This window comes from Bradyrhizobium cajani, assembly GCF_009759665.1.
GTDB lineage: Bacteria > Pseudomonadota > Alphaproteobacteria > Rhizobiales > Xanthobacteraceae > Bradyrhizobium > Bradyrhizobium cajani.
Map to the genome: position 1 here is coordinate 1 of NZ_WQNE01000018.1, position 18,245 is coordinate 18,245.

17 protein-coding genes are annotated in these 18,245 nt (G+C 64.6%); 8 read left to right on the plus strand and 9 right to left on the minus strand.

Annotated elements, in window-relative coordinates; genetic code table 11:
• From GPL20_RS21230 to GPL20_RS21265, 8 genes are all read left to right on the plus strand, one after another.
• On the plus strand, positions 1 to 368 hold a 368-nt coding region (locus GPL20_RS21230; RefSeq protein ID WP_246250781.1), incomplete at its 5' end, for a DUF6352 family protein.
• Positions 365 to 880, plus strand: a complete 516-nt coding sequence (locus GPL20_RS21235) for a DUF3305 domain-containing protein (protein WP_157331455.1) — start codon at positions 365 to 367, stop codon at positions 878 to 880. The genes GPL20_RS21230 and GPL20_RS21235, both read left to right, overlap by 4 nt.
• Before the next feature lie 11 nt (positions 881 to 891).
• Positions 892 to 1,512, plus strand: a complete 621-nt coding sequence (locus GPL20_RS21240; RefSeq protein WP_157331559.1) for a DUF3306 domain-containing protein — start codon at positions 892 to 894, stop codon at positions 1,510 to 1,512.
• Between the two features lie 134 nt (positions 1,513 to 1,646).
• Positions 1,647 to 2,426 (plus strand): Cro/CI family transcriptional regulator, encoded by a 780-nt coding sequence (locus tag GPL20_RS21245; protein WP_254125562.1) that lies wholly within the window; start codon positions 1,647 to 1,649, stop codon positions 2,424 to 2,426.
• 29 nt (positions 2,427 to 2,455) lie between these two features.
• Entirely contained in the window at positions 2,456 to 2,674 is a 219-nt protein-coding gene (locus tag GPL20_RS21250) for a twin-arginine translocation signal domain-containing protein (RefSeq protein ID WP_157331457.1), read from the plus strand.
• Between the two features lie 2 nt (positions 2,675 to 2,676).
• Positions 2,677 to 5,619 carry a formate dehydrogenase subunit alpha gene (locus GPL20_RS21255; protein ID WP_254125560.1) on the plus strand — a complete coding sequence of 981 codons (2,943 nt, stop codon included), beginning with the start codon at positions 2,677 to 2,679 and terminating at the stop codon, positions 5,617 to 5,619.
• Between the two features lie 11 nt (positions 5,620 to 5,630).
• A complete protein-coding gene (fdh3B, locus tag GPL20_RS21260) occupies positions 5,631 to 6,227 on the plus strand; it encodes a formate dehydrogenase FDH3 subunit beta (protein WP_011088224.1) in 597 nt (198 codons plus the stop codon).
• A gap of 43 nt (positions 6,228 to 6,270) precedes the next feature.
• Positions 6,271 to 7,284, plus strand: a complete 1,014-nt coding sequence (locus GPL20_RS21265; RefSeq protein ID WP_157331459.1) for a formate dehydrogenase subunit gamma — start codon at positions 6,271 to 6,273, stop codon at positions 7,282 to 7,284.
• 17 nt (positions 7,285 to 7,301) lie between these two features.
• Here the strand turns inward: GPL20_RS21265 and GPL20_RS39975 are convergent, their stop codons facing one another.
• The 9 genes from GPL20_RS39975 to GPL20_RS21305 form a co-directional block, all read right to left on the minus strand.
• Complete coding sequence (locus GPL20_RS39975) at positions 7,302 to 7,424, minus strand: hypothetical protein (protein WP_256557425.1); 123 nt, start codon at positions 7,422 to 7,424, stop codon at positions 7,302 to 7,304.
• Between the two features lie 274 nt (positions 7,425 to 7,698).
• Entirely contained in the window at positions 7,699 to 10,071 is a 2,373-nt protein-coding gene (locus GPL20_RS21270; protein WP_157331460.1) for a xanthine dehydrogenase family protein molybdopterin-binding subunit, read from the minus strand.
• A gap of 15 nt (positions 10,072 to 10,086) precedes the next feature.
• Positions 10,087 to 10,545, minus strand: coding sequence for a (2Fe-2S)-binding protein (locus GPL20_RS21275; protein ID WP_157331461.1), 459 nt, complete (start codon positions 10,543 to 10,545; stop codon positions 10,087 to 10,089).
• A 16-nt stretch (positions 10,546 to 10,561) separates the two neighbouring features.
• Positions 10,562 to 11,437, minus strand: coding sequence for an FAD binding domain-containing protein (locus GPL20_RS21280; protein ID WP_157331462.1), 876 nt, complete (start codon positions 11,435 to 11,437; stop codon positions 10,562 to 10,564).
• Positions 11,438 to 11,451: 14 nt separating this feature from the next.
• Entirely contained in the window at positions 11,452 to 12,468 is a 1,017-nt protein-coding gene (locus GPL20_RS21285; RefSeq protein WP_254125558.1) for an ABC transporter permease, read from the minus strand.
• A complete protein-coding gene (locus GPL20_RS21290; RefSeq protein WP_157331463.1) occupies positions 12,461 to 13,477 on the minus strand; it encodes an ABC transporter permease in 1,017 nt (338 codons plus the stop codon). The genes GPL20_RS21285 and GPL20_RS21290 overlap by 8 nt, the downstream gene beginning before the upstream one ends.
• Entirely contained in the window at positions 13,474 to 15,012 is a 1,539-nt protein-coding gene (locus GPL20_RS21295) for a sugar ABC transporter ATP-binding protein (RefSeq protein WP_157331464.1), read from the minus strand. Before GPL20_RS21295 ends, GPL20_RS21290 begins: the two co-directional genes overlap by 4 nt.
• 69 nt (positions 15,013 to 15,081) lie before the next feature.
• On the minus strand, positions 15,082 to 16,182 hold the full coding sequence (gene torT, locus GPL20_RS21300; protein ID WP_157331465.1) for a TMAO reductase system periplasmic protein TorT: 1,101 nt from the start codon (positions 16,180 to 16,182) through the stop codon (positions 15,082 to 15,084).
• A gap of 105 nt (positions 16,183 to 16,287) precedes the next feature.
• Positions 16,288 to 18,243 (minus strand): hydantoinase B/oxoprolinase family protein, encoded by a 1,956-nt coding sequence (locus tag GPL20_RS21305; RefSeq protein WP_157331466.1) that lies wholly within the window; start codon positions 18,241 to 18,243, stop codon positions 16,288 to 16,290.
• Positions 18,244 to 18,245: the final 2 nt, after the last annotated feature.

The window sequence follows — 18,245 nt, forward strand, 5'->3', positions numbered from 1 at the left end:
GGCGGGGGCCGAGGGCGTTGGCGCAGGCGATGACGCGCTGGATCTCCCATCTGCTCGGGATCGACGTCGGCATCGAGCCGCTGCGCGAATTGCGTGATGCGCGGCTCATCTGGTATGTTGGGCTCGACGCCGATGCGACTAGGCTTGGCGACCGTCTCTGGCATGGCGAGCAACTCGACGACCGCAGCGCCGGCCGTGTGCTTTCATTGTTCCGCTTGACGTTTGCGGACACGAATGCGGCCGCAGACGAGATGCAGGGCGAGCCGGTCTATCTCATTCTGGCGATGAATTCCGATCAGAAGCTCCGGATGAAGCCGCAGAATTTGCTAACGGGGCTGCCGATCAAACACCTGGAGAGGGTGACATGAGTCCGGCTGCGCTGCCGCTTGTGCGCATTCCCGTCGGCATCGTGGTCGAGCGGCACAAGGCGGACTCGCCGTGGGCCGACTTCGTCTGGCGCGCTGTCGCCGTGCTGCCGGACGAGCCGGACACAAAGGCCTGGACAGTGCTCCGTGCAGAGCACGGCGGGACGCTGTTCTATGCCGGCAGCGCGATGGTCGATCTCTACAGTTCCGAGACGGCGCGCTATCGCGACAATCTCGCTTCGGGTCGTCCGAGCATCTGGACCGTGTTGTCGCCTGCGGAAGGCGTCTGGCCCTATTCGGTGGCTGCCGCCACCGCCGATCCCGCGGAAGGCGAGGCGTTCACGGAGGCCGGTGCCAATCTGGTCGAGGCCGTCCCCATGCCGGAAGTGCTGCGTGAGCAGATTGAAAGCTTCGTTGCCGAGCACCACGTCGAACGGGAGTTCTTCAAACGCAAGCGGCGGCAGGCCGATCCGGAGGCGCTGGCGCGCCGACAGCATGAAGGCGAACGCGAATGAGCGAGGATAAGTTGGGCGAGGACAAGTTCCTGGCGCGCTGGTCCCGTCGCAAGCAGGAGGCAAAGGCGAAGGCGACGCAACCGGATCCGGCAATGCACGACGACATGCAGTCGGCGTCGCCGCCCGCCAAGAACGACGACGAAGTGGACCTCTCGAGCCTGCCTTCGATCGACTTGATCACATCAGCAACCGACATCAAGGCATTCCTGCGCAAAGGGATTCCGCAGGAGCTGACGCGTGCGGCGCTTCGTCGCGCCTGGAGCGCCGATCCCGCCATTCGCGACTTCGTGGGACTTGCCGAAAGCGCGTGGGACTTCAACGATCCGACCGCGATGCCGGGCTTTGGCCCGCTGGATTGTTCGGAAGCAGAACTGGCCGCGTTCGTGGACAGAATCGTCGGCGGCATCAACAAGTCGGCCGAGTTGCTGTCCGAAGCTCCGGTTGAAGTCTCGGATTCTGCGCGAGAATTGCGCCAGGTCGAGAGTTCAAGCGTTGAGGTCGCCGCCGAGGAAGCCGCGCGCACCGCGCCCGTACCTGTTCTTGCTGCGACGCAACCAACTCTCGTTGAACGCACTGAAAGCGAACAGCTGTCGCTTCCGCGCCGCACGCATGGCGGCGCGCTGCCCCGCTAAGGGCTCCCCCGACGAAAGGCCATAGCCTCGGACTATGGGAGGCGATTGACCCCCCGCGGAACCGGGATTACTCTTCGCCTAGCGCTTTGTAACAAAAGCAAAATCAAGCACCTGGGACTTGGATGGAGGTCCACGTGCGGGATGATGGCCTCGAGCGAGCCATTGACGCTGTCGGCGGCGTTGCCCAGCTCGCGCGGAAAATCGGTATCAGCCAGCCTTCCGTTTCGAACTGGAGCAAGGTGCCCGCACAACGGGTGGTTGCAGTCGAAGCGGCCACCGGCGTATCGCGCAACGCCTTGCGGCCTGATCTGTACAGCGAGCCGCTTCTGTCCGAACAGTCGATTGATCCCGTCGATGCGGCACGTGCGCAGGAATATCTGCTGCTCGCGGCGCTGTTGTCCGCAGCACCGTCGAGAAAGTTGCTCGATCAACTGACCGCATTGAGCGGTGATGCGACGCCTCTCGGGCGTGCGCATTCTGAGCTGGCCGCGGCCGCCGCCAATGCAGTCGCAGCGAAGGTCGAACGCGAATATTTCGATCTGTTCGTCGGTCTCGGCCGCGGCGAGCTCTTGCCCTATGCCTCCTACTACCTGACGGGATTTCTCAACGAGCGGCCGCTGTCGCGCCTGCGGGCCGACCTCGCCGCGCTTGGGATCGAGCGCGCCGCGAACAATTCGGAGCCGGAAGATCACGCCGCCATCCTGTGCGAGATCATGGCGGGCTTCGCGGCAGGCCGTTTCCCGGCGTCGTTCGAGGCGCAGCGCGCATTCTTTGACAAACATGTCGGGCTCTGGATGGGGCGGCTGTTCGCCGACATCGAGCGCGCGGAGAGTGCCGTCTTCTATCGTGCGGTCGGCGCGCTCGGTCGTGCCTTTATCGAGATCGAGACGGAAGCATTCACGTTCGCCAACTGACCTGCACCGGCAGGTCCAGGAGAGATGCGATGAGTGAAGACAGGAAAACCACAGTCGGACGTCGCGATTTCCTGCGCAAGGTGGGCGTCGGCACGGTGGGCGCCGGCGCGACGCTCGCGACACCGCTGGTCGGGTCCGCGCAGGCTGATAGCGAAACCACCGACGACAAGCGCAAGGCGCGCTACAAGGAAACCGATCACGTCAAGGCCTTCTATCGCGTCAATCGTTATCCGGCCAAGGGAGGTTGACCGTGCTGATCAAGCGAACAAACCTGCGTTCCCTGCGCCATGGTTCCGCTGCCGAGTCCCTTGCGGGGCAGGCCGGCAGTCTCGACCGCCGCAGCTTCCTGCGCAAATCCGGACTTGCCGGCGGCGCGCTCGCCGTGCTCGGCACGCTGCCGGTTGGCGGTGTGCGCAAGGCGGAAGCGGCGATGGCCGGTCCGCTCACCGCAGGTGCGACCGTCCGCAAGAGCATCTGTACGCATTGCTCGGTCGGGTGCACGGTCACGGCCGAGGTCTTGAACGGGGTATGGATCGGCCAGGAGCCGAGTTGGGAGTCGCCGATCAATCGCGGTTCGCATTGCGCCAAGGGCGCCTCCGTGCGTGAACTCGTGCATAGCGAGCGGCGGTTGCGCTATCCGATGAAGCTGGTGGGTGGCCAGTGGACCCGCGTCTCCTGGGATACCGCGATCAACGAGATTGGAGACAAGCTTCAGGCGGTGCGCGAGAAGTCGGGCCCCGACTCCGTCTATTGGCTCGGCTCGGCCAAGATGACCAACGAAGGCGCCTACCTGTTTCGCAAGCTCGGCGCATTCTGGGGAACCAACAACACCGATCACCAGGCCCGCATCTGCCATTCGACCACCGTCACCGGCGTCGCCAACACCTGGGGCTACGGCGCGATGACCAACAGCTACAACGATATCCGCAATGCGAAGACGCAGGTCATCCTGGGCGGCAATCCGGCCGAGGCGCATCCGGTCTCGCTGCAGCACCTGCTCGAGGGAAAGGAACTGCAAAAGGCCAACTTCGTCGTCATCGACCCGCGTCTGACCCGTACCGCTGCGCACGCGACGGAATATGTGCGGATGCGGCCGGGCACCGACATTCCCATACTCTACGGCATGATGTGGCACATCCTCCAGAACGGCTGGGAGGACAAGGAGTTCATCCGGCAACGCGTCTACGGTTTTGACGACCTCAAGAAGGAGGTCGAGAAGTGGACTCCGGAAGAAGTCGAGCGAGTCACCGGCATCCCCGGCGAGCAGCTCAAGCGCGTCGCCAAGATGTTCGCCACCGAGAAGCCGGCCACGCTGATCTGGGCCATGGGCCAGACCCAGAAGACGGTCGGCACCGCCAACGTGCGCGCCAGCTGCATCCTGCTGCTGATGACCGGCAATGTCGGCGGAGAGGGCATGGGAGCCAACATCTTCCGCGGCCACGACAACGTGCAGGGCGCGACCGATGTCGGGCTCGATATCGTCACGCTGCCGTTCTACTACGGCCTCGCCGAAGGCGCCTGGAAGCATTGGTCGCGGGTTTGGGAGGTCGACTATGATGTCCTGAAGTCGCGCTTCGATTCCAAGCAGATCATGGAGACGCCGGGCATCCCGCTGACCCGCTGGTTCGAAGCGGTGACGCTGCCGAAGGATCAGGTCGCGCAGAAGGACAATGTGAAGGCGGTGTTCGTGCAGGGACACGCCTCCAACAGCATCACCCGTATTCCTGAATCCCTCAACGGCCTGAAGGCACTCGATCTGCTCGTCATCGCCGACCCGCATCCGACGACCTGGGCCTCGCTCGCAGTCGAAGCGGGGCGCAAGGATGGCGTCTACATCCTGCCGGTCGCCACGCAATTCGAGTGCAAGGGCTCGCGCGTCGCCTCCAACCGCTCGCTGCAATGGGGCGAGCAGATCGTGAAGCCGGTGTTCGAGTCGAAGGATGATCTCGAGATCATCTATCGATTGGCGAAGAAGTGCGGTTTCGCCGACCAGATGTTCAAGAACATCAAGGTCGAGAACAATCTGCCCGAAGCGGAGGACGTGCTGCGCGAGATGAACCGCGGCAGCTGGTCGACCGGCTATTGCGGGCAATCGCCCGAGCGCCTCAAGGCGCATTTGAAGAACCAGGCCAAGTTCGACATGCTGACGATGCGCGCGCCGAAGGACGATCCCGAGGTCGGCGGCGACTATTACGGTCTGCCATGGCCATGCTGGGGATCACCGGAGGTCAAGCATCCCGGAACGCCGCTGCTCTACAATACCAATCTGCACGTGATGGATGGCGGCGGCACGTTCCGGCCGCGGTTCGGCGTCGAGCGCGAGGAGAAGCTGCCGGACGGCACGACGCGCAAGGTGAGCCTGCTCGCGGATGGCTCGTATTCGCTGGGGTCGGGCATCCAGGACGGGTATCCGGAGTTCACGCTCGCGAGCTTGAAGAAGCTCGGCTGGGATACCGATCTCACCGAAGCGGAAATGGCCGTGATCAACAAGGTCAATCCAGCCACTCCGGACGCGGTGTCGTGGGCGCTCGACCTGTCGGGCGGCATCCAGCGCGTCGCGCTGGCGCATGGCTGCGTTCCCTATGGCAACGGCAAGGCGCGCATGAATGCCTTCGGCTTGCCCGATCCCATCCCGGTTCACCGCGAGCCGATCTACACGCCGCGCGTCGATCTCGTCGCCAAATACCCGACGCTGCCCGACGCCAAGCAGTTCCGGATGCCCAATATCGGCTTCTCCGTGCAGAAGGCGGCGGTGGAAAAGGGAATTGCAAAACAGCTCCCGCTCATCCTGTCTTCCGGCCGCCTGGTCGAATATGAGGGCGGCGGCGAGGAGACCCGGACCAACCCGTGGCTCGCCGAATTGCAGCAGGACATGTTCATCGAGATCAATCCTGCCGACGCCGCCGAGCGCGGCGTCAAGGATGGCGGCTGGGTCTGGGTCACGGGTGCCGAGAACAATTCTCGGGCAAGGATGAAGGCGCTCGTCACCGAGCGCGTCGGCAAGGGCGTTGCCTGGATGCCCTTCCACTTTGGCGGTTGGCTTGCGGGCAAGGATCTCCGCGCCAACTACCCGAAGGGCACCGATCCGATCGTGCTCGGTGAAAGCGCCAACACGATCACCACTTACGGATACGATCCCGCGACGAACATGCAGGAGACCAAGGTCACTCTCTGCCAGATCGCGGCGGCATAGGAGCAACGACGATGGCACGTATGAAGTTTCTCTGCGACGCCGACCGTTGCATCGAGTGCAACGCCTGCGTCACGGCCTGCAAGAACGAGCACGAGGTTCCCTGGGGGATCAACCGCCGCAGGGTCGTCACCATCGCCGATGGCAAGCCGGGCGAGCGATCGGTCTCGATGGCCTGCATGCACTGCACGGATGCGCCGTGCGCGGCAGTGTGCCCGGTGAACTGTTTCTATACCACCGCCGATGGCGTGGTCCTGCACTCCAAGGACCTCTGCATCGGCTGCGGCTACTGTTTCTACGCCTGTCCGTTCGGCGCTCCGCAATATCCGAAGGTCGGCAATTTCGGCTCGCGCGGGAAAATGGACAAATGCACCTATTGCGCCGGCGGCCCCGAGGCCGATGGCAGCAAGGAGGAATACGAAAAATACGGTGCGAACCGCCTGGCCGAGGGCAAGCTGCCGCTGTGCGCCGAGATGTGCTCGACCAAATCTCTGCTCGCCGGTGACGGCGAGATCATCGCCCAGATCTACAAGGAGCGCGTGTTGAAGCGCGGCTATGGCTCAGGCGCGTGGGGCTGGAAGACCGCCTATCGCGAGACGATCGAGTCCTGAAGCAGGCCGCGGGCGACGCGGCACTCATGCCGAGGAGGCGTGCATGTCCTCATTTGCAAGGTTCATTCGACCAGCCATCGGCGCGTGGGCGTTGCTTCTGCTGATCATGGCAGCTCCGGTACCGTCGCCGGCCCAGCAGGTCAATCCGACGGCGAGCTCGGTCAACGAGCGCCAGTTGCTCCAGGAGATGGACCGGATCCAGGGACGCGTCAGCATCCCCGACCAGCGCTCCAGCGTGCTGATGCAACCTGCCGGCCGCGAGTGGCGTGAATTCCGCAACGTTGCGCTGCTGTGGATCGGCGCCGTTGCTATCCTGGGCATGCTGGCGGTGCTGGTGATCTTCTATTTGACACGCGGCATGGTTCGCCTCGAAAGCGGACGATCCGGCCGCACCATCGTGCGGTTCAACGCCTTTGAACGCTTCGCGCACTGGATGACCGCGACCTGCTTCATTGTCCTGGCGATCTCGGGACTGAACATCACGTTCGGACGGCCATTGCTGCTTCCGCTGATGGGATTTGACGCCTTCTCGGAATGGTCGCAATGGGCGAAATTCGCGCACAACTACCTGAGCTTTCCGTTCACGATTGGCGTCGTGCTGATCTTTCTGATGTGGATCGGCGGCAACATCCCCAACAAGGTGGATCTGGAGTGGGTCAAGCGCGGAGGCGGCCTGTTCGGTCACGATCATCCGCCGGCTCGCCGTTTCAACGCGGGTCAAAAGGGGATCTACTGGATCGTCGTGATCGGCGGTGGCCTCGTTGCTGCGACCGGGTATCAGCTCATGTTCCCATTCTACCTGACGGGAATCGAGGGCATGCAGATTGCCCAGATCATTCACGCCGTCGTGGCCGTGCTGTTTATCGCCGCGATGCTCGCTCACATCTACATCGGCACAATCGGGATGGAGGGGGCTTTCGAGGCGATGGGATCAGGTGAAGTGGATGTCAACTGGGCGCGCGAGCACCATAGCCTGTGGCTCGACCAGGAGTTGGCAGGGAGCAGCCCGAACGATTCCCAGCCGCGGCCCCGCCAAGCTGCGTCCGCAGCCGAATAGAGCTGACGGAGCGTTGCCTATAGACGTACGCCCGTCGTCGCAAAGGCTTCTGCGACGGGTTGCTGGACGCTGTCGAGCACGGCAACTCCAGCTGCCGTGAATACGATCGTCGCAACACAGGCAAGGATGAAAGCCTTCATCGCGATCCCTCCTGGGAAGCATTATACAGGACCTCTGGCCGCGAATAAATGCTGCGCTTGGGCAGGTCAATGCGGGCCGCAGCCGTTGTTACGTCGGTGCGGGCGGCTAAGGCATTCTTTCAACGTGAGCCCGGATGGCTTGTCGCTCGCGGCTTTGCGACGATGGCGGGACTTGGCGGCAAAACGGCCTAGTTCGGATAGCTCCTGGCTCGTGGCCGACATAGCTCATCATCACATTGGAGAGCTCCCGATCTTCTCTGGTCCAGTTGCGGGCCTACATGTTGCCCTGGGCAGCTTTGTGAGGGCGCACTAGATTGTCTGCCCATGCTTCGGCAATGTGGGGAAGAGCGAGGTCCGGCTTCCGATCGAGCAGAAGTTCAAGGACGCGCGGCGGCGTCAATGGCAGCTCCTGGATGCGCTTTCCCGTCGCGTTTGCAACCGCGCATGCGATGGCTGCTCCGACGTTTAGAATTGGCACCTCGCCGGCACCCTTGGTGCCGAGCGGTCCCATCGAAGGCGCGCCCTCGTAGAGGCTGATCTCGACGGGCACGACATCGAGCGCCAGTGGCACGCGATAGGTTTCGAAACCGCTTTGGCAGACCCGACCGTTGCTGCCGATGGTGACTTCCTCATGCAAGGCATAGCCGAGCCCTTGCACGACACCGCCCTGGATCTGGCCGTGGATCGCGCGCGGGTTCAGTGCGCGGCCGACGTCCTGAACCACACGGTAGTTCAACACCTCGACATGTCCGGTCTCCGGATCGACCGCGACCTCGCAGTCATGGACGGCGAACACGGGGATGTCGATCGCATCGATGAAATGGCCGGCGACGCATCCGGGCATTGCCGGCACCCCTGCACCCGTGAAGGCGCCCGTCCCGGAGACCGGGCCATTCCTCGCCTGGGCATAGGTCGCGACCTCCGCGACGGTACGGCCCGAGCCCGGCGCACCGGCGATCTCAATCCGCCCGTGCCGCATGACGAGGTCCTCGGGCGCGGCTTCGATCATCTCTGAAGCAACTTTCAGGAGCTTCGTGCGAACTTCCTGCGCCGCCGAAAGACTTGCCGCGCCGAGCGAGACCGTGGTGCGGCCGCCGCCGACGCCGACGTCGTAGCCGGCCGCGTCTGTATCGGCTGCGCGCACGATGACGGTTTCGGGGGGGATGCCAAGCGTGCTCGCGACGATCTGCGGGAGGCTCTGCACCATCGAGCCGGATCCGATCTCGACGCCGGATGTCACCAGGGTCGCCGTGCCGTCGGCGTTCATATTCACGGTCGCGGCCGACGGACCAACGAAAACGAACCAGGTGCCGACCGTGGTCGCGCGTCCATAGAGCCGGCCGTCGCGAAGTGCGGGCGGCGGAGCGGCGGAGTCGCGCAGCGTGTCCATGCGATCGAGCATCGGGCGGAGCACGTCGGCCTCGAACACCTGGCCGGTGGCACCGAGATCGCCGTCGCCGAGCACGTTTAGGCGGCGGAAAGCGAGCGGATCCATGCCGATCCTGGCCGCGATCTCGTCGGTATGGCGCTCCAGCGCGAAGGTGTTGTAGACGCCGTTGCAGCAGCGGAAGGCGCCGTTTGGCGCGGTGTTGGTGTAGACCGCGCGGGAGACCAGGCGCACGCTGCCGAGCCTGTAGTTTCCGCCGAGCGTGTGTGCGGTCATGGTGGTCAGAAAAATCTGCTCGCCGCCATAGGCGCCGCAATCCATCAGCACGACCGCTTCGCGGCCGACGATTTCGCCCTCGTGCGTCACCGCGGAGCGAATCCGGATATCGGCATTTTCGCGGAACAGGCAGGTGAGCATCTCCTCCTCGCGCGAATTCACGAGCCGGACCGGACGACCGCTGGCGCGGGCGAGGAGGGCGGCAAAGGGCTCGATCGCGAGATCGAATTTGAGGCCGAAGCCGCCGCCGACCGGCGGCACCGTGACGCGAACCTGCGATGGCGGCACGCCCAGGAGACGCGCGGTGGCGTTGCGGATGCCCCACGGCACCTGCGTCGATGTCTCGATGTGGAAACGACCGTCCTCGTAGCTTGCGACCACCGCTCGGGGCTCGAAGGCGACGTGGTTCTGGCGGCCGACGCGGAAGGAGCTTTCGACGATCTCGACATCTGGCCGGGCGAAGGCGGCATCGACATCGCCGCGGACGACGGTGGCCTCCCAGGCGACATTGCCTTCGCGTGCTCCGCCTTCGAGCAGGACTTCGTAGTCGCGCCAGTTGGGATGGACCAGGGGCGCTTCGGGCGCCAGCGCATCCGCCATCGTGAGCGCGGCAGGTAGCGGTTCGATCTCGACTTCGATCGCAGCGAGAGCCGCTTGCGCTTGCGCCAGTGTGTTGGCTGCAACTGCGGCGATCGGCTCGCCGTCATAGCGGATGACGTCGCGCGCGAAGAGGGGATGGTCGGCGATGCCGATTCCCGTCATGCCGGGCGCGTCCGCCGCGGTCACGATGGCACGCACGCCGGGCAGGCGAGCGGCCGGGGATATGTCGAGACGGACGATCCGGCCCGACGGCACGCTCGCGCGCAGCACCGCGGCGTGCAGCATGCCCGGCAGATAGCGATCCATGGTATAGCGCGTGCGTCCACGCAGCTTGTCGGCGGCGTCGCGTCGGCGCAGGTCCATTGTCGCGGCAACGTCGGACATATCAGCGTCTCCCGGTTATTTCGTCGCCAACGCGAGCAGCGTCGCATCGATGATGCGTTCATAGCCGGTGCAGCGGCAGATATTGCCGGTCAGCGCCGCGCGGATGTCCTCGCGCACGGCGTCGGGCGTGGTCGCCAGGAGATGCGTCAGGCTGACCACCATGCCGGGAAAGCACATGCCGCACTGGACGGCATCGCTGGTGTCGAGCGCGGCCTGGATGCGGTTCAACTGGCCCTGTGTTGCAAGCCCTTCGACCGTGCGGATCTCGCAGCCATCGGCAAGTGCGGCCGGAGTGAGGCACGATGGCCTCGGTGTGCCGTCGATGAGGACCATGCAGGCACCGCAAAAGCCCTCGCGACAGACCGGTTTTGCGCCGGTCAGATGCAGTTCCTCGCGCAGGATATCGACGAGCGGGGTGGTTGGATCGGCGGTGGAGGCAAGGTGATCACCATTAACGGTCAGGCTGAGAGCCATATGCATCTCCGATAAGCTAGGCGCCAAGCGCGGCGGCGACCGCGCGCCGAACGAGACCCGGCAGCACGCTGACCCGATACCAGGCTGGCGCGTCCACGCTGTCGCGGCCCGCGAATTCGCCCGCCAGCTCCGCCGCAACCCGCGCCGCGTGCGCGGGGTCGAGCGGGCGCCCGATCAGGGCGGCATCGAGCCGCTCCCATCGGCGCGCCACCGGCTCGACCGAGCCGACGGCGATCCGTGCGGTCCTTACGCGGCCCGTCCCGTCGACGCTGATCGAAAGGCTGACGATGGCGACCGGATAGTCGCCGGCTTTGCGCAAGGGCAGGCGGGCGTGAGCAGTCTTGTGCTCGCCACGCGGCACGATGATTTGCGTGACGAGCCGGCCGGGAGCCAATGTCGATCGGATCTCGAGGAAGCGCTCCAGCTTCATCCGTTCGCAACCGTCGCGGCTCGAGATTTCGACCTCCGCATCAAGGCAGAGCAGGGCCGGTACGCAATCGGCCGCGGCGAAGTCCGACGTCGCGAGGTTACCGCCGATCGTTGCCATCTCGCGGATCGCCGGGTTTGCGGAGCGAGCGGCGGCGGCCACGAGGACGTTGAATTCTGGGAGATCGGACAACGCGGCCGCGAGTGCCGCATGCGTCACCGCTGCGCCGATCTCGACCGCATTGGGACCGATCCGGATCGATCCGAGTTCGGGGATTCTCCCGATCGCAACATAGTGCGCTCTCAACGGCTCGTGCCGGACTGGCGATCTCATGATCCACGTGCCGCCGGCAAAGGCGGCTCCGGCCGCGCCGTATTCGGCGAGCGCATCGAGCGCGCTCGCAAGCGAAGGTGCGACATGGATCGATGTCGTCGCATTGCGCGTCTCGACCGGGGCATTTCGCATTTGAGGACCGGGAATCATTGGCTGCTGCGCTCCAACCGCAGGCGATCGAGCAGCACGCCGATAATGACGATCGCACCGAGCACGACCATCTGGACGTATCCGTCGATGCGCGTGAGATTCATGCCGTTGGACAGGATCGTGATGAACAGCGCGCCGAGCACGGCAGTGCCGACTCCGCCGCGTCCACCTGCGAGGCTCGTTCCGCCGACCACGGCGCCGGCAATCGCCTGGAGCGACAGCGCGCCGCCGAGATTCGGCTCGCCCGAGCCGGTGCGCGCCGTCATCATGATCGCTCCGAGCGCGGCAAGAGCCGAGCACAGCACATAGGTCGCAACCAGGATGCGCTTCACCGGCAGACCTGCGACGGCGGCTGCGCGCGAATTGGTGCCGAGGATGTAGAGCGATCGCCCGAATACGGTGCGTGACAGGATCAGGTGGAGCACGATGCCGACGGCGACGGTGATGACGATAGCTGCCGGCACGCCGAAGAGGCTGCCACCGTAGAATAGCTCCGAGAAGATTTTGGGGACGCCTTGCACCGGCCGTCCGGAAGACAGTGTGGTCGCAATCCCGATTGCGATGTTGTAGCTGCCGAGCGTCGCGACAAAAGGATTGACGCCGAGCAGTGCGATGACCACGCCGTTGAAGAGGCCGCAGGCAATGCCGAGGCCGAAGCCTGCACTGAGCCCGGCAAGCAGCACCACGCCGGTCTCGTGTCCCGTCGCCGCGGCGCCGGCCATAGCGAGCGCAGTGCCGACGCTCACCATCGACACCGTCGGACCAAGCGCGAGGTCGAAGCCGCGCGTCAGGATGACCACGGTCTGGGCCATCGCGAACAAGGCGAGATAGCTGGTCTGCTGCGCGATATTGAGCAGGTTGGCCGACGAGAGCACGCTACGGTCGAATGCGGCAAAGCCGAACAGTAGCACCACCAGCGCAGCAGGGAGCACCGCATTCCAGACGCAGCGGTCTGACAGCGGCTTGGCGCGGTCCGTGTCCTTGGCCATGACGGATAGCTCGAGGTCAGACACGGCCCCTCCTTCGCCGGATAAGTTCGTCCAGCGCCACGGCTGCCACCATGATCACGCCGAGGAACACCGGCTGAAGCCGGGAGTCGACGTGCAGAAGGTTGAGAGCATTGCCCAGGATGGTCAGGAACAGCGCGCTGATCGCGACGAGCTCGACCCGGCCGACGCCGCCGCGCAGGCTGACGCCACCGATGACGGCCGCGGCGATCGATTGGAGCATCATCCGGTCGCCGCCAAAGCTTGCCTGGCCGGAGCCAACCTGCGCGGTCAGCAGGATGCCGGTCAGCGCCGCGAGCACGCTCGATACGACATAGGTGCCCACGATGTGCCGCTGGATCGACACGCCAGACACCACGGCCGCGTCGACGTTGCCGCCGATCGCGTAGACGTAGCGGCCGAACAGGGTGCGGCGCTGCGCGAACACCATCAGGATGATCACGATCAGCGCGACATGGACGGCGGTCGGCAGGCCAAACGCCTGCGCGCGCCCGAAACTCTTCACGAAGATATCGGGCATGCCATAGACGGGGATGCCGTTGGTGATCATGAGGCCGACGCCCGCGGTCGCCGACATCGTGCCCAGCGTCACCACGAAGCCGGAGACTTTCAGCTTTGCCACGCAGAAGCCGTTGACGAGTCCGACCACGACCCCGCAGCCAAGCCCGGCTGCGACTCCGCTTGCAATGACAAGGACGACGTTGCCGGGAAACGCGGCAGCGGTCGCTGCCATCGTCTTGGCGGTCACGACGCTCGCGAGGGCGACAACGGCGCCGACCGAAAGATCGAAGCCGCCCGCGACGATGACCAGCGCCTGACCGCAAGCAACGATCGCGAGCAGGGACGCGTTGCGCAGAATGTTGAGGATGTTGATGATGCCGTAGAACTGCGGATCAACCGCCGACATGCCGGCGACGAGCAGCAGCAGCAGTCCCGGCAGAAACCCGATCCGGCCGGCGATCGCTCGGAGGCCGATCGTGCCGCGCGGTTCCGCTGCGGTCAGCGCGGTGCTCATGCAACCTCCGCCGTGAGATGATCCCGGAAGAAGCTCGAAAGCACGTTCTGCTCGGTCCTGTCGGCCCCCGTCAGTTCGGCGACGATGCGGCCGTGATGCATCACATAGAGGCGGTTCGACAGAGCCAGCGCCTCCGGCAATTCCGACGACACCACGATCACCGCGGCGCCGGCTTCGACCAGGCTCTTCATGAATTCGTAGACTTCGAGCTTGGCGCCGACGTCGATGCCGACGCTCGGCTCGTCAAACAGGAATACGGTGAGCTCGCGCGTTAGCGCGCGAGCGAGCATCACTTTCTGCCGGTTGCCGCCGGACAGCGCACCGGCGGCGCGTTCGATATTGGGCGGTCTGAGCTGCAACTGGGCCATGATGCCGCCGATCTTTGCGCGCTCCGCGGCCTGCCGCAGCACGCCGAAACGGGCGAAGGCGGGCAGGTCGAGCACTGTCATCGAAGCATTCTCGCGGATGGGTCGGGACAGTGCGAGGCCCTCCGCCGTCCGGTTGGCGGGGAAATAGGCGATGCCGCGCTTCAGGCTGCGTCTGGCGGCGGGAAATTCATAGGGCGCGCCGTCGATCCGGATCGCGCCGGATGTTGCCGGCTCGATGCCGTAGATGGCGCGGATCAGCTCCGACTTGCCGCAGCCGACAAGGCCGGCGATGCCGGTAATCTCGCCGGCCCGGCCGTAGAAGTTGACGTCGCGAACGCTGCCGTCGGCGAGCGTCAGGTTTTCGACGTCGACTATCACCTTGCCCGGCTTGTGCGTGATGGTCGGATACAGCAGATCAATCTTGCGCCCGGTCATCAATTCCACCAGTTCGCCGTCGGTCGAGGACGCAGCATCGAGGGTGCGGACGTGGCGGCCGTCGCGTAGCACGGTCACGCGGTCGGCCAGCGTGCGGATCTCGCGCATGCGGTGTGAGACATAGATCAGCCCGACACCCCGGCTCTTCAGCCTGGCGATCAACTCGAACAGCCGCCCGGTCTCGCGTTCGGTGAGGGACGCAGTCGGCTCGTCGAGGATCAGCAGGCGAACCTTGCCGAGCAGTGCCTTGGCGATCTCCGCCATCTGCTGGTGCGCACGGGAGAGATCGTCGACGCGTCGCGACGGATCGAGGTCGAATCCAAGCTCGTCGATGAGCGCCTGCGCGCGCTTGCGCATTTCGCGCGCCCGCAGCACGCCGCCGGTCGTGATCTCGCGACCGAGGAACAGGTTTTCTTCCACGGTGAGGCTTGGGACGAGCGAAAATTCCTGAAAAACCGGGCTGATGCCGATCGCCCGTGCCCGTTGGGGCGTCAGATGGCGGATCTCTTCACCCTCGAAATGGAAGCTGCCTTCGTCCGGCGGGAATGTCCCCGAGACGACATTGATCAGGGTCGATTTGCCGGCGCCGTTTTCGCCGAACAGGACGTGCAATTCGCCGGCACGGACGCCGAGATCGATCCGGTCCAGCGCCTGGACGCCCGTGAAATGCTTCGAGATGCCCCGCAATTGAAGCAGAGGCTCGGCCGGCTTCGGGGCGACGTCGACATCCATCTATAGCTCCGCAAGCGTGGGGCGAGAGGCGGGAGAGGTTGTGTCCCGCCTCGGGGATCGTTGGCGGGCCTACTTGGCCTTGACCGAGTAGACCGGGGTCCAGCTCGACGGCGCCAATACCAGGTCCATCTGCAATTTCGGCACGGTTGTTTTGTCGATCACGGCGGCGATCGGTTGAACAAGGCTCATCACCGGCTTCTTCTCGATGAGACGCACTGCCTGGTCGATCGCGATGGCGCCCTCTCCGACCGGATACTGGGTCGCGAAGGCGAGAATGTCGCCACGGTTCAGCGCGTCGAGCATGGCCTGGTTTTCGTAGGACGACACGATCTTCAGGTTGTTTCTGCCGGCTTCGGCCACGGCGCCGATCGCGGCCTCGGCCGTTGGCGCGGTGCCCCAGATCACGTTCATGCCGGGATAGGCCTGCAGCGCGTCCTGGATGAGCTGGAGTTGTACCGCAACGCCGGAGTCGCCGAACTTCTCGGCGAGAATCTTGGCGTTCGGGTTCTTGGCGACGGCCTTCTTGAAGCCTTCGTTGAACGACTCTGCCCAGCCCGAGCCGGCCGGACCGGGGAATGTCACGATGTTGAGCTTGTCGGCCGGCTTGGTCTGCGCCAGCAGGCCTTCGCCGGTCACTTCTCCCATGGCGACGAAGTCGACGTAGTTGGCGGCTGGCAAGGCATTTGGCGGCAGCGGATTGGTGACGCCGACGACCGGGACGCCTTTGGCCTTGGCTTCTTCGAACTTCTTGCTGAGGCCGGCGCCGGAAATGGCTCCGACGATGATGGCATCCGGTCCGCTCGCCATGCAATCATCGAATTGCGAGAGCTGCTTGGGCAGGTTCTCGTAGCCGCCGGCTTCGTAGAGGTTCATGTTGACGTTCATGGCCTCGGCCTGCTTCACGATGCCGTAGGCGACCGCGACCCAAAAACTGTCCTTCATGTGCGGAAAGAGCACACAGAGCTTGTACGGCTTCTCGGCCTTGGGGAGCGGCGTGTACTCGGCGGGCTTGGGCGTTCCTGACGAGGCGTCGTAAACCTTCATCGGGAACCAGGGCGTATCGGCCGCGGCAGGTGTGATCGCGGCGGCAAAGGCGAGACCGGCGGCGAGACCGAGTGCAGAGCGGATCGGCCGAAACCGGTTGGGAGAAAGGCATGTCGAGCTCGTCATAGCGCAATCCTCTGGGTTGGAATGAAGGGCGAGGGCCGACGACTTCGGATCCTCGTCGTATGCACGCGCCGCATCGCCCGAGGGCGGTGCGGTTGCCGACAAAGATCAGGTCCACATCGCGACCGAGCGTCGCTCGAACACGTCGCGGAACTGGCGCGTGGATTCGGGGAGCAGAGCACCGGTGCCCCAGTCGAGGATCACCGCGTGCTTGCGGATCACGTCGAACGCGTCGATCGCGCCGCTGCGATAGCGTTCTGCCACGACCTCCGGATCGAGCCGGACGTTGGCGACACGCTCGGCCCGGATCCTGGCGCGCAGCGCATCGGTCGCGACCTTGTCGACTTCGTAGCTGCACAGCTCTGCATCGATGGCATGTACGACGAAGCCGTAATCCTTGGCCGCGCGTTCGACCGAGACGTAGTCGTCCTTGATGTCTTCGATCACGAGGTTCGGATCGCGCTCGAGCGGATCGCCGAAGCCGCCACCGCCCGCGGTCGGACGCGAGAAGATGTCGCCTTCGCCGATCGGAACGTCGGAGAAGATCGAGCCAAGCCGTTCCTCGGCCGCGCTGCCGGATCGCTTCAGGGTCAGCCCGTGTGGCATGGAGGGCAGGCCACCCTCGATGCCCCACACGACCGCGCGCTCGCGGTCGCAGATGTAGGAGATCACGGTCTTCTCGGCCTGAAGCATGCGCGAGGTCTTCACCACGCCGGCGCCACCGCGCCACTTGCCGGGGCCAGGCGAGTCCTTCAGGATTTCGCATTCGGTGGTCAGGATCGGATTGGCCCGCTCCTGGCCTTCGACCGGTTGCGACATCAGCCCGGTGCCGAAGCAGGCCGTGGTGACATTGCTGCCGTCCTTGCCGTTCCGGCCGCCCCAGCCGCCCGGAAGCCAGTCGTAGAACATGAAGATCGGCTTGTCGGCGTTGCGCGCATCGAGGCCGCCGGTGAGCAGATATTCGAGATTGAAGGCGCAAGCGAGCGCCCGTTCCGGCATCAGTTTCGACCACATCTCGTAGATCGAGTTCATGATCTTCTCGAATGGCATCAGGAAGCCGGTGACCGCGATCGGCCATCTGGCATCGACGATCGAGCCTTCGGGCGCGATGATCTCGAAGCAGCGGTAGAAGCCGGAGTTCAGCGGAAGGTCGGGAAAGAACGTCTTCATTCCGGCGGCAACGGCGGAGAAGGTCGAGCCGAATGCCGAGTTGTAGATTGAGCCGATCGTTGGATGGCTGCCCGTGAAGTCGTAGATGACCCGGTCACCCCTGATCGTCATCTTGACGCGGATCGGGATCATGCCTTCGCCGCCAGCCGGATCCCGGTCGATGAAGTCGACGGTCTCCCATTCGCCGTCGGGCAGTGCCGCGATACGCTGGCGCGCGGAACGCTCGACATAGTCCTGCACGGCAGCAAGCCCGGTCTCGACGGTGTCGCGGCCATACTTGTTGACGAGGCGCAGGATCTCGCGTCGGCAGACCGCGGTCGCCTCGGCCTGCGCCTGGATGTCGCCGATGATCGAGGCGGGATCGCGCGTGTTCGAGGCGATGAGATGCGCGACGTCCTTGCGCAGGCCGTTCTTGTCGAACAGGCGAACCGGCGTGATGCGCAGGCCTTCCCGAAACATTTCGCGCGCGGCGACGTCGAAAGATCCCGGCACGCTGCCGCCGACATCGGACCAGTGTCCGTTGGACTGGCTGAAGGCGATGATCTTGCCGTCGGCGAAAATCGGCCGGATCAGGCGCACGTCGGAGAAATGCGTGCCGCCGGCATAGGGATCGTTGATGGCGAAGACGTCGCCTTCGTGCATGTCGCCTTCGAAGTGACGCATGACGTCCTGACAGGTAAAGTGCAGCGTGCCGACATGGACGGCAATGTCCTGGTTGCCCTGTGCCGCACATTCACCCTTGGCATCGTGCAGCGCGCTCGAGAAGTCGCGGTTGTAGATCACGAACGAGTAGCAGGTCCGCAGCACCTGTTCGCCCATCTGGTCGACGCTGGTGATGAAGGAGTTCTTGAGGACCTCGAAGGTGACGGGATCGAGCGGGAGATCTCCGGCCATGG